The 12,026-nt window shown below is 58.8% G+C and carries 14 protein-coding genes and 1 pseudogene; 10 read left to right on the top strand and 5 right to left on the bottom strand.

Going from position 1 to position 12,026, the window contains the following annotated elements:
- The first annotated feature begins 254 nt into the window (after positions 1-254).
- Entirely contained in the window at positions 255-590 is a 336-nt protein-coding gene (locus RCH10_RS26240) for a hypothetical protein (RefSeq protein ID WP_409054659.1), read from the top strand.
- On the opposite strand, the gene RCH10_RS26235 is transcribed toward RCH10_RS26240, so the two are convergent.
- Genes RCH10_RS26235 through RCH10_RS26225 form a run of 3 tightly spaced genes read right to left on the bottom strand, consistent with a single transcriptional unit; the run spans position 475 to position 2,038 of the window.
- Entirely contained in the window at positions 475-717 is a 243-nt protein-coding gene (locus tag RCH10_RS26235; RefSeq protein ID WP_409054660.1) for a hypothetical protein, read from the bottom strand. The genes RCH10_RS26240 and RCH10_RS26235 overlap by 116 nt on opposite strands.
- A gap of 48 nt (positions 718-765) precedes the next feature.
- Positions 766-1,131: a cupredoxin domain-containing protein gene (locus RCH10_RS26230; RefSeq protein ID WP_409054658.1), complete on the bottom strand. Its 366-nt coding sequence runs from the start codon at positions 1,129-1,131 to the stop codon at positions 766-768.
- A 4-nt stretch (positions 1,132-1,135) separates the two neighbouring features.
- Positions 1,136-2,038: a metallophosphoesterase family protein gene (locus RCH10_RS26225; protein WP_409054657.1), complete on the bottom strand. Its 903-nt coding sequence runs from the start codon at positions 2,036-2,038 to the stop codon at positions 1,136-1,138.
- 176 nt (positions 2,039-2,214) lie between these two features.
- Here RCH10_RS26225 and RCH10_RS26220 point away from each other — a divergent pair, with 176 nt between their 5' ends.
- From RCH10_RS26220 to RCH10_RS26180, 9 genes are all read left to right on the top strand, one after another.
- Complete coding sequence (locus RCH10_RS26220; protein ID WP_409054656.1) at positions 2,215-2,790, top strand: sigma-70 family RNA polymerase sigma factor; 576 nt, start codon at positions 2,215-2,217, stop codon at positions 2,788-2,790.
- Entirely contained in the window at positions 2,787-3,569 is a 783-nt protein-coding gene (locus RCH10_RS26215) for an anti-sigma factor family protein (RefSeq protein WP_409054655.1), read from the top strand. The genes RCH10_RS26220 and RCH10_RS26215 overlap by 4 nt, the downstream gene beginning before the upstream one ends.
- A 303-nt stretch (positions 3,570-3,872) precedes the next feature.
- Positions 3,873-4,955, top strand: coding sequence for an IS5 family transposase (locus tag RCH10_RS26210; RefSeq protein WP_409054654.1), 1,083 nt, complete (start codon positions 3,873-3,875; stop codon positions 4,953-4,955).
- A gap of 434 nt (positions 4,956-5,389) precedes the next feature.
- Entirely contained in the window at positions 5,390-5,806 is a 417-nt protein-coding gene (locus tag RCH10_RS26205; RefSeq protein WP_409054653.1) for a MarR family winged helix-turn-helix transcriptional regulator, read from the top strand.
- A complete protein-coding gene (locus tag RCH10_RS26200) occupies positions 5,803-6,801 on the top strand; it encodes an alpha/beta fold hydrolase (protein ID WP_409054652.1) in 999 nt (332 codons plus the stop codon). The genes RCH10_RS26205 and RCH10_RS26200 overlap by 4 nt, the downstream gene beginning before the upstream one ends.
- A gap of 151 nt (positions 6,802-6,952) precedes the next feature.
- Positions 6,953-7,285, top strand: coding sequence for a DUF485 domain-containing protein (locus tag RCH10_RS26195; RefSeq protein WP_409054651.1), 333 nt, complete (start codon positions 6,953-6,955; stop codon positions 7,283-7,285).
- Positions 7,282-9,009, top strand: coding sequence for a cation acetate symporter (locus tag RCH10_RS26190; protein WP_323499513.1), 1,728 nt, complete (start codon positions 7,282-7,284; stop codon positions 9,007-9,009). The genes RCH10_RS26195 and RCH10_RS26190 overlap by 4 nt, the downstream gene beginning before the upstream one ends.
- Before the next feature lie 19 nt (positions 9,010-9,028).
- On the top strand, positions 9,029-11,023 hold the full coding sequence (gene acs, locus RCH10_RS26185; RefSeq protein ID WP_409054650.1) for an acetate--CoA ligase: 1,995 nt from the start codon (positions 9,029-9,031) through the stop codon (positions 11,021-11,023).
- A 60-nt stretch (positions 11,024-11,083) separates the two neighbouring features.
- Entirely contained in the window at positions 11,084-11,311 is a 228-nt protein-coding gene (locus tag RCH10_RS26180; RefSeq protein ID WP_409054649.1) for a hypothetical protein, read from the top strand.
- Between the two features lie 63 nt (positions 11,312-11,374).
- On the opposite strand, the pseudogene RCH10_RS26175 reads toward RCH10_RS26180, so the two are convergent.
- Positions 11,375-11,680, bottom strand: a pseudogene (locus RCH10_RS26175) (integrase core domain-containing protein); the annotation flags it as partial.
- A gap of 4 nt (positions 11,681-11,684) precedes the next feature.
- A partial coding sequence (locus tag RCH10_RS26170; protein WP_409054648.1) for an IS30 family transposase occupies positions 11,685-12,026 on the bottom strand: 342 nt, incomplete at its 5' end.

The raw sequence follows: 12,026 nt of genomic DNA, 5'->3' as shown, positions 1-12,026 counted from the left end.
CAATGCGTACTCGGCGCTGGCAAGGCTGCGTTGGTTCATGTCCGTTGCCCTCGAAATTTGATGCTCTCGGTGCATGCACGAGGCGTGCCGGGATCTATCAATAAATCAGCGTCTCCCTAAGTACTGTTGCCATACATGCTTAAAAAAAGATGCAAGAGTGCGCGCGTCAATTTTGGCCATCGAGGTTCCGAATCGACTCCGAATCGAGAGACCGAGCGCGTGCGGTCGTCGGTCGCTTTTGAGAACAGAGGACGGTGTGGTTACAGTTCGCTACCTGCTGGCTCATTTTTTCTCATCGTTCAGAACAGCGCTTTTTAAGGGGGGGGTATCAGCGACTTCTGGCCGACCATGTCGCGCAACTGAGCGCGTTGCAGCAACTTCTGTACGCCGCCAACAGTCATGCTGTGTTGCTAATTTTTCAGGCGATGGACGCGTCAGGAAAAGACGGCGCCATCAAGCACGTCATGTCTGGCGTCAACCCGGACAAGTGCCGTTGTCCTTCTCGGTCTTGCCAGGCAAGAACTGCGCGCAGTTATTGCAGTCCTTGCCTTCGTCTTTGCCGGCATCCACGTATTGCACCGCTGTTTTAGCAAGCTTGGGATCGGCCGCCCAAGCCGAAGATCCTGCGATGCCGACGAGCGCCACGCCCGTGATCGCTCCGAGTCCGCGTTGCAAGGCGACCCGTCGCGAAAGAGAACCAATCTGAACTTGATTCATTTGTCGCTACCTTGTGAATTCGCTGTTGCGTTGTGCGAGGCAGCCGGCTCAGGAAACGATCAGCATGCCGTTCATATCTTCGTGTCCCGTGCCGCAAAACACATCGCACAGAAACGCAAAGCTACCGGTCTTGTCAGGCGTCAAACGCAACGTCGTGACCTTGCCGGGCATGATGTCGGCGCGCACGGCGAAGTCGGGCAGGCTGAAGCCCATCGGCACTTCGGGTGCAGTGAACTGCAGCATCACGGTTTCACCTTGCTTCACTCGAATCTCGCTAGGCACGTACTCGAACTTCTTGGCGATGATTTTGATGATGCGTTCTTTCGGTTTGGAGAGCGCCAGTACCGCGACCGAGCTGAGGGCCAGTGCGCCAGCTGCGTTCACTAGGGTCCGCCTCTTGGTATCGATGTTCATGGCGTCAGGCTTTCTGGACCGGAAATTCGGTGATGGCGTACTCGTTGGGCTTCTTTTGCGCTCCGACCTCACGAAACCCCAGCCCCTGATAGGGCCGCGCGGGATCCCACGGTACCGGCGTGCGCTTCGGCTGCGAGCCCGCCACCGGCAACGCGAAGATGAGCGACTTGGCCGAGTGGTGAGCGATGTGCGCGGTCATGTGATGATTTTCCTGATGGATGTGGCCGTAAAACACCGTCACATTGGAATACGGCATCAGCAATTCGACGGCCTTCGCGCCGTCGCGCGTGGCCCAGTCCCATTGCGGGTACAGATCGAACAGCGGCCGGTGCGCGAAGACAACGATGCGCGCGTCGTTGGCCTGGCGCTGGAGGTCTGAGGCGAGCCACGCGAGTTGCTCGTCGCCCAGCTTGGCACCCGGATCGCTGACGTTGTCGAGCACGATGAAGTGCACGCCTTTATGCTCAAAGGTGTAGTTCGTCGCGCCAAAGAACTCCTTGAATGCCTTGCCGTTGTCGAGCGAGGCATCGTGCTCTCCTGGGATGAAGCGCACGGTCTTGACTTTGAGCTCGGCCACGATGTCGCGCACTTCGCCCATTCGCTTGCGGCGCTCCTTTGGGTCATCGGTGGTGTGGGTCAGGTCACCGGTAAAAATCACGAAGTCGGGGGCGACCGAGAGTGCATTCACGGCGGCCACAGCCTTGGGCAGCGTGCCCGTGGCATCGGGGTTTGCAACATCACCTTCGAAGCCCCAGTGGCTGTCGGACAACTGGACGAAGAAGAAATCGTCATAGACCGCGCCAGTCATCGGGTCGGCGGCATTTGCAACACCGCCAAGCCCGGACGCGAACACTGCGCCGCCAATGCCGGCCAAGTGCATAAATTGTCTTCGGTCAAAGCTATTCATGGGATCTCCTGTGTAAGCGGTAAGGGTGTGCTGGCGGCATTTCCCGCAGAGGCACAGCTCTTAGACAGAGAAGCCAAGCTCGATATTCCCGACTGCTGCCAACATCCGACCGAATTACTCGGGATTGGGAATAAAGTTTGGCCGGGTGGAGTCAAGCTTGATGAAAAGGGGCCGATATGAAGGATGAAGAGAAGCGCCGGCGCTTCGAGCTGCTGGTTCTTCCGCACTTGGACGCGGGCTTGAACCTCGCCCGATGGTTAACGCACAACGACCAGGATGCACAGGATGTCATGCAGGAGGCTGCAATGCGTGCAATTCGTTTCATCGACGGGTTTCGCGGTGAGAGTGCAAGGGCGTGGCTTCTGCAAATCGTCCGAAACACCTGTTTTTCGTGGCTGAAGGAGAACCGCCCGGTCGAACTCGTCGTGCTCGAAGACGCCGACGAGGTCTTGCATGCGATTGCCGCGCCGGCCACCGATGAGCCTCCGGCGATGGCGATGCGTAACGCTGACCGCTTGCAGATCAATCAGGCGATCGCAGCGCTACCCATCGTCTACCGCGAGGTATTGGTGCTGCGCGAACTGGAGGACTTCTCGTACAAGGACATTGCGCGAATCGCGGACATCCCGATCGGAACGGTGATGTCGCGCCTGGCCCGCGCCCGCAGCCTGATGCAACAGGCGTTGCGGCCCAGTGAATGGCCCCGGCTCGGTGCCGTGCCGAAGTCAAGACAGAGTGAATCAATACCATGAGACCCGAAATCGAACCACAGACCTTGAACGCATTTGTCGATGGCGAGCTCGATGCCCTTAACCAGCGCGCAATCGAGGAGCGCATGGCGCGTGACGACAGGCTGCGCGTTGAGGTGGCAGCGCTGCGGCAGTTGCGCCAAAACGTGCGTGACCTTGCCGATTACCATGTCGCGCCAGAGGCGCTGCGGCAGCGCATCGAATCAATGGTGCCGGTGTCGGCACCCCTGTCGACACGCTGGTCGGTTGGCAAGGGCATCGTGCAACATTGGTTTGATTGGCGCCCGATGCTGGTCTCGTTCGCGGCGATGTCGTTGGCGGTCTTGACTTTGAACCTGACGTGGTGGGGACTGAGTCCGAACGACCGACTTCGGGAGGAAGTGGTTGCGAGCCATGTTCGCTCGACCCTCAGCCAGCATCTTGTCGATGTGGCGTCGTCGGACCACCACAAGGTCAAGCCATGGCTGTCTTTAAAGCTCGACTTCTCGCCACCCATGCCGGAATCGCTGCTGCCGGGTTCGGTATTTTTGGGCGGGCGTGTTGACTATCTTGACAGTCGGCCGGTTGCAGCATTGGTCTACCAACAAGGCGAGCATGTCGTTAACTCGTTTGTGTGGCCCACGCCTGCTGCTGACAGCGCCATCTTGTTCTCAGCAGAAAGGGGATTTCAGATAGCGCACTGGTCACGCGCTGGAATGAGCCATTGGGTGATCTCAGATGTGAACCGCGAAGAGTTCAGCGCTATCGCTCGTGCAATCGAAATGTTCCGCAGCGAACCTTGATCTCTGCGAAGCGCAGTAAAACGTTGGGCGCTTTGATCAGTGGCGCAAAAGTAACTTTTGAAGCACCAAGGCGAGGGATACTGTCGTGCGTACGCTTGGAGATTGCTCGCTCGATGGAGATATCGCAACGCGCATTGGATAGCATGGCCGCTGCTTTGACCGTGCGCCCGCGCACCAGAAGCGGGTTCTGTCACGGTAGCGGCTCCGAGCCCAGTGGCGCTAGTGTATTGCGCTCTAACAGGCTGTTGAAGAACCTCGACGTCTTCCCGACAATTGCGGTATCAAGCAGATTGAGGAACGACGATGCGAGGCAGTGACGGCTACAACGAGAGCTTGTTCTCGACGGTGAAGTTGGAGGAATTTGTGCCGGCGAACCACCCGCTGCGACCGATCCGCACGTGGATGAACGAATCGCTCGCAAAGATGGACGAACGGTTCTCTGCCATGTACGAGGCCGACGTCAAGGGAGGCCGCCCGAGCATTGCGCCCGAAAAGCTTGTGCGAGCCATGCTGCTGCAGGTGCTCTACAGCGTTCGCAGCGAGCGGCAGCTCGTCGAGCAGATCAACTACAACCTGCTGTTTCGCTGGTTCGTCGGCCTGTCGATCGAAGATGCCGTTTGGAACCACTCGGTCTTCAGCAAAAACCGCGACCGGATGATCCAGCACGATGTCGTCATCGAGCTGTTCAACGCCACGGTCGACATGGCCAAGGCCAGGGATCTGCTGTCGGGCGAACACTTTAGCGTCGACGGCACGCAGATCAAGGCCTGGGCCGGCCACAAGAGCGTGCGTCGCAAGGACGTCAGTGACGACGACCGCGACTCCGAGGACTGGCGAGGCGAGCGGCGCAGCAACGAGACCCAAGCGTCCAGGACCGATCCCGACTCGCAGCTCTACCGCAAGAGCAGCGCTGCCCCGGCGCTGCCCAGCTTCTTCGGGCACATTGCCACGGACAACCGCCATGGACTGGTGGTCAACGTGCAGACCACGAAGGCCACGGGGACCGCCAAGCGGGATGCGGCAGCCACGATGCTCGACGAGATCAAAGTTCGAGGCCAGCACATCACTGTTGGCGCTGACAAGGCTTACGACACACGGGGCTTCGTGCGGGCGTGCCGCGACATCGACGTCACGCCGCACGTGGCACAGAACGTCACGCGCATCGGCGGCAGCGCCATCGATGGCCGGACCACTCGGCATATCGGCTACGAGATCAGCCAACGCAAAAGGAAGTGCATCGAGCCGTGCTTCGGCTGGGCCAAGACGGTCGGGCCGATGAGGCAGGTGATGGCGAGGGGACTGGACAGGGTGAACCATGCGTTTACCCTGACGATGGCCGCCTACAACCTCACCCGGTTGCGAAATCTTGCGGCTTCGGGAGTATGAAGGACGAAGAAAGAGCGCAAAGCGCCTTGATTGCAGCTGTGCAGGGAAACAATGGCGTAACTCCTGCCCCGGTTGATCGCCGATTCCGCTATCGGGGCACTGTATGAACGGTCCCGACATGGCGACCGGGACTCGCTGAATCGTTCAACTATTGGTTCTTCAACAGCCTGTTAGTGCAACAAGATAGAAAATTCCCATCTATTTTTATTGCACCAAAGAATATTGCATGCAATACTAATTTGGAATATACAAGTAACACTAAACGTTGCACCTTAAGGCGACTGCGTTTACTTCGAAATTAAGCCCCACCAGCAACGCCTATGGTCACTTCAAAATCTGTCTCCCTTTCGAAATCTTCACCTCGCGGAGATGGGTTTGAGGAACTGTTTCTGGACGCGCAGCTGTGCTTCACGCTCTATGCCACGTCCCTCGCCATGACCAAGCTGTACCGCCCGTTGCTCACTCCAATGGGGCTGACCTATCCACAATATGTCGTGATGCTCGCGCTGTGGCAGCACGGCGAAATGACTGCAGGCTCGCTCGGAGAACAAGTTGCGCTTGATTCAGGGACGCTGGTGCCCGTTGTTCGCAAGCTGACAACGCTAGGGCTCGTGAAGCGCGAACGTAATCCTGCTGATGACCGCTCCGTCCTGATCTCGTTGACAGCTGTCGGTCGCAAGCAGGTCAATGGCGCAAAGGTCGTGAAAGACAAGATAGCTTGTGCCACGCAGTTCACGCCTGCGGAAAGCCAGACCCTCATGCTTAGTCTTAAGAAACTGCGTGCGGCTTTGACAGGCAGCGCCGCAACTTCCAGTCTCCCTGTTGTCCAACCCATCACCGGAAAGAAATGAAAATCATGTCTTCATCAAAGTCGCCCGCCAGCGCGATTTCTTCGCGACGCAACCTGCTCCTGGGTGGTGCTGCCGCTGTCGCCGCTGTTGCGCTGCCAGTTGGCGCTGCTGCAACCGACAAAGCTCGTTCAGCCAGTGCGAGCTCGCGTCTCCACGTCGGCGAAAAACACGCTGCCAACATCATCACCACGAAGGACGGTACGCAGATTTATTACAAAGACTGGGGCTCGGGCCAGCCGGTTGTGTTCTCGCATGGATGGCCGCTGACTGCAGATGCCTGGGAGCTTCAGATGGTTTATCTGAGCGAACGTGGCTACCGCACCATTGCCCATGACCGGCGTGGGCACGGAAGGTCCGGCCAGCCCTGGAGCGGCAACGACATGGACACTTATGCCGACGATCTGTCCACCCTGATCGAGACCTTGGACCTCAACAGCGTGATTTTGGTGGGTCACTCTACGGGCGGCGGCGAAGTCGCCCGCTACATCGGGCGCCACGGCACAAAACGTGTGGCCAAGACAGTGCTGCTTGGCGCTGTACCGCCCATCATGCTCAAGACGGACGCTAATCCTGGTGGCTTGACGATAGACGTATTCGATGGCATTCGGGCGGGCGTGCGCGCTGATCGTTCCCAATTCTTCAAAGACCTGACGGTTCCGTTCTATGGCGCTAACCGACCCGGCGCCAAGGTGTCTCAGGGCCTGAAGGATTCGTTCTGGCTGATGGGGATGCAGGGATCCCTGAAATCCGAACTGGATTGCATCAAGCAATTTTCCGAAACCGACTTCACGGAAGACCTGAAAAAGATTAATGTGCCCACCCTGATCGTGCACGGCGACGATGACCAGATCGTGCCGATTGCCGACTCCGCGCTGCTGTCAGCCAAACTGGTTTCGGGATCTGTCTTGAAGGTGTACCCAGGTGCTCCCCATGGCCTTGCCAGTACGCATCAAGACCAATTCAACGGCGATCTCCTTGCCTTTATCAAGAGCTGAATCTACAAGGTTTTCTTAAAGTGTATGGACGGCAACCGGTGCCGCCACACAGCCAATGGGTCAGCTCATAGCCGACGACAGAAGTCATCGGGTGGGCCGACGGACAAACATGCTTTTGCGACTTCCCAACATTTAATAACAGAGACAAACCATGCTAAAGCCAGACATTGATGTCGAGACGGACCCCAACATCGAGCGCATTCGCTCACATCCTCAGTATCGGGTCCTGCGCTCGAAGCGCAACCGGCTTGGCTGGACACTGACGATTGCAATGTTCATCGTGTACTACGGTTACATCGCACTGATTGCCTTTGACAAGGCATTTCTCGCCCGGCCCGTAGGCGCCGGCGTCACGACTCTGGGCATACCAATCGGTGTCGCCGTGATCGTCTTTACGGTAGTCATCGTGGGGTACTACGTTCGACGGGCAAATAGCGAGTACGACGCGATCACCTCGCGCATCCTGAAGGACGCCTGCAAATGAAAAACCTTTTTCGAATCTTCTCGGGTGTGGCGGCTACCGTTATGGCGAGCACCGTGCTGGCGGCCGGCCCGGACCTGGGCAGCGTGGCCAAACAGCCAACGAACTGGACGGCCATCGGCATGTTCGCCCTGTTCGTCGCGTTCACCCTTTGGATCACCAAATGGGCTGCTGCAAAGACGCGCTCTGCTTCGGACTTCTATACCGCCGGCGGCGGCATCACCGGGTTTCAGAACGGCTTAGCAATTGCCGGCGACTTCATGTCGGCCGCCTCATTTCTGGGCATCACGGCTGCAGTGATGGCGACCGGTTACGACGGCCTGATTTACGCAATCGGGTTCCTCGTTGGCTGGCCGCTCATCACTTTCATGATGGCCGAGCGCCTGCGCAACCTGGGGAAGTTCACCTTTGCCGACGTAGCGGGCTATCGCTTCAAACAGGCCCCCATCCGTGCTTTTGCTGCCTCAGGCACTCTGGTGGTCGTCGCGTTCTACCTGATCGCGCAGATGGTTGGCGCGGGTCAGCTGATCAAGCTGCTGTTCGGCCTCGAGTACTGGGTGGCCGTGGTAATCGTTGGCGCGCTCATGATGGTCTACGTCCTGTTTGGCGGAATGACAGCCACGACGTGGGTGCAGATCATCAAGGCAGTGCTGCTGCTGTCGGGCGTCACCTTCATGGCGATCGCAGTGCTCGCGCAGTTCAACTTCAGCCCCGAGTTGTTGTTCGCCAAGGCGGTGGAAGTCAAGACAGCCATTGCCGCCAATGGAGGCGCTTCGTCCGAGGCGGCAGCTAAGACCGGCCTGTCGATCATGGCACCGGGCGGCTTCGTGAAGGACCCAATCTCGGCGATCTCCTTTGGCATGGCGCTCATGTTCGGCACGGCGGGCCTGCCCCATATCCTGATGCGCTTCTTCACGGTGCCTGATGCAAAGGAAGCACGAAAGTCGGTGTTTTGGGCGACCACCTGGATCGGGTATTTCTACCTGCTTATTTTTATCATCGGTTTCGGCGCCATCACGCTGGTGCTGACCAATCCGGAGCTTGCCGATACCGCTAAGGGCATCATCCGGGGCGGCGCGGGCACCGCGAACATGGCTGCCGTGCTGGTGGCCAAATCAGTCGGCGGCAATGTCTTCTACGGCTTCATCTCGGCCGTGGCCTTCGCAACGATCCTTGCCGTGGTCGCCGGGCTGACCCTGTCGGGTGCCTCGGCCGTGTCGCACGACCTGTACGCCACGGTTTACAAGAAGGGCAACGCCGACAGTGCATCGGAGTTGCGGGTCTCGCGCATCACCACGGTCGCGCTCGGTTTGGTGGCCATCGTGCTGGGTATCGCGTTCGAAAAGCAGAATATTGCCTTCATGGTGTCGCTGGCGTTTGCCGTTGCCGCCTCGGCCAACTTCCCTGTGCTGTTCCTCTCAGTGCTTTGGAAAGACTGCACGACGCGCGGCGCTGTGGTGGGTGGCTTCCTGGGTCTGATTTCTTCGGTGGGGCTGACCATCGTCTCGCCCTCGGTGTGGGAGTCCACCTTGGGCCACCCCGTGGGCTCAGCGCTGTTTCCGTACACATCACCGGCCCTGTTCTCGATGACGATCGGCTTTGTCGGCATCTGGATCGTTTCGTTGCTCGACCGCAGCCCACAAGCGGCAAAAGAACGCGCGGCTTTCGGCGCCCAGCAAGTGCGCTCGGAGACCGGCTATGGTGCGTTCGGCGCGTCGGGTCATTGACCACTTAAAGGCAATTCAGATGACAACCAACACCGTTCAAAGCGACGCCACCGTTCAACCAGTGGTCTATCCGCCGCCCGCCGAACTGGCACGCACTGCGCACGTCGCCGGGCCGGCAGCGTATGCCGCGCTGGTGGCAGAAGCAGAAGCCGATCACGAAGCTTTCTGGGCGCGCCAGGCGAATGAAATGCTGACTTGGCACACCCCGTTCACCAAAGTCCTGGACGCGAGCGACGCGCCGTTCTTCAAGTGGTTCGAGGATGGAACGCTCAACGCGTCATACAACTGCCTTGACCGCCAGGTCGAGGCGGGCCTGGGCGCCAAAGTGGCGATCATCTTCGAGGCCGACGACGCACAAGTTACTCGCATCAGCTACAGCGCGCTGCTTGCACGCACTTGCCAACTCGCCAATGCCCTGCGGGCACGCGGTGTCGGGCGCGGGGATCGCGTTGCGATCTATTTGGGCATGTCGATCGAAGGCGTCATTGCGATGCAGGCCTGTGCGCGCATCGGCGCCATCCACACGGTGATTTTTGGCGGTTTCTCCGCGCAGAGCCTCCGCGACCGCATCTCCGACACCGGTGCCGTCCTAGTGATCACAGCAGACCAGCAGTTGCGCGGCGGCAAGCAACTCCCACTCAAAGCGATCGTCGACGAGGCGCTGGCGCTCGAAGGCTGCGAATCGGTGAAGAACGTGTTTGTCTACCGGCGCACCGGAAACAACATAGCTTGGCGCACCGAACGCGACCACTGGCTGCACGACGAGATGGACGCACAGCCCGTTACCTGCGAACCTGAATGGGTGGGCGCCGAGCACCCGCTGTTTCTGCTCTACACCTCGGGCTCGACTGGCAAGCCGAAGGGCGTACAGCACTCGACTGGGGGCTACCTGTTGCACGCTGCGCTCACGACCAAATGGACCTTCGACCTGAAGCCTGAGGACATTTTCTGGTGCACGGCCGACATCGGCTGGGTTACCGGCCACACCTACATTACGTACGGTCCGCTGGCGCTCGGTGGCACGGAGATCGTCTTCGAGAGTATTCCAACCTACCCAGACGCTGGGCGTTTCTGGAAGATGATCGAGGACCACAAGGTGTCGATTTTCTACACCGCGCCGACTGCGATTCGTTCGCTGATCAAGGCGGTTGAAGGCAATGCCGCGGTACACCCGGATCGCTACGACTTGACCAGCCTGCGCATTCTGGGTTCGGTAGGTGAGCCGATTAATCCGGCCGCTTGGGAGTGGTACCACATGCACATCGGTGGGGGCCGTTGCCCCATCGTCGACACCTTCTGGCAGACCGAGACCGGTGGTCACATGATCACACCCCTGCCCGGCGCCGCGACGCTGGTACCGGGGTCCTGTAGCCTGCCGTTTCCCGGCATTGCTGCCGCGGTGGTGGACGAAGCCGGCCACGATGTGCCCAACGGCACTGCCGGCATTCTGGTGATCAAGAAGCCTTGGCCGGCCATGATTCGTACCATTTGGGGCGACCCCGAGCGCTTCAGGAAAAGTTACTACCCGGAAGACTTCCAAGGGCGTTACTACTTGGCGGGTGACGGTGCCATTCGCGATGCGACGACAGGCAACTTCACCATTACCGGTCGCATGGATGACGTGCTCAACGTGTCCGGACATCGTATGGGCACGATGGAAATCGAGTCTGCACTGGTGTCGTGCACCGATCTGGTGGCCGAGGCCGCGGTAGTCGGACGACCCGATGACACGACGGGCGAGGCGATCTGTGCCTTTGTCGTGCTCAAACGCTCGCGTCCGACCGGCGAGGAAGCCAAGGCCATTGCAAAATTACTGCGCGACTGGGTTGGCAAACAGATCGGCCCGATTGCCAAACCCAAGGACATTCGATTCGGCGACAACTTGCCAAAGACGCGCAGCGGCAAGATCATGCGGCGACTGCTCAGATCGGTGGCAAAGGGAGAAGAAATTACACAAGACACTTCGACCCTTGAAAATCCTGCGATTCTCGAACAGCTCGCGGAGTCGACCTGAAGGCTTACATACCTTGGTCGGCGAACGAATCTGGCTCGCCAGCTCACAGGAATAGCACACTTGGGAGAGATCAGTCCGGCGCCAGAAGATCTCGTCAACCGCGACTTCACCGCTGCTGCTCCCAATGAGAAATGGCTCACTGACATTTCGGAGTTCCAGATCCTGACCGGAGGCATACCTTCAGTCGGAGTCAACAGCTCAATATTAAAAATCGTGCACGATCCGTCCCAGGCTTGTCGTATTGATTGCAGCGGCCGAAGCGTCAATCAAAAGACAGCTGCGTTATGAGGTCTCGTGGATCGTCAGGTGCTAGACCGGTAACTTTCGTCGATCATAGAGAAGCTGTCCCGGTCAAGTTATTTCGGACACATCGATAGGTTGATTGATTGCCGATTTCTGCTCGAAGGCATTGGGTGGCAAGTTGCCCAGTGCGGAGTGTAGCCGCACGCTGTTGTAGAAGCTGACGATGTAGTCGGCAATGTCGCTCATGGCTTGGGCATGAATGGCGTAATCTCGCTGCCAGATCCGCTCCATCTTCAGGTTCAGGAAGAAGCGCTCCATGACTGAATTGTCCCAACAATTTCCCTTGCGACTCATGCTGCCGACCAGCCCGTGCTTGGTGAGCAGGGCTCGATGCGCGTCGCTTGCATATTGGGCGGATTCAACCGGTTGTTGCAACACCGGGTTGTCGAACGGATTTTAGATACTCGTTCAAGGTCTCAGCCGGTGTCTTCCAACCCAGCGTTTTGCGTGGCCTGTTGTTCAAGGTCCGGGCCACAGCTTGAATCTCTTGCTCGTTCCAGCGAGACAGGTCGGTTCCTTTGGGGAAGTATTGGCGCAGTAGTCCGTTCGTGTTCTCGTTCGTGTCGCGCTGCCATGGGCTACGCGGATCGGCGAAGAAGACGCGCACTCCGGACTCGATGGTGAACCGTGCATGGTCGGACAGTTCCTTGCCACGATCCCAAGTCAAGGATTGCCACAGTTGAGCAGGCAGCGTGGCCAC

It is taken from the genome of Variovorax sp. GrIS 2.14 (genome assembly GCF_046115955.1).
GTDB lineage: Bacteria > Pseudomonadota > Gammaproteobacteria > Burkholderiales > Burkholderiaceae_C > Variovorax.
The sequence above is the reverse complement of the archived record's forward strand: the minus strand, read 5'-3'. Positions and strand labels throughout refer to the sequence as shown.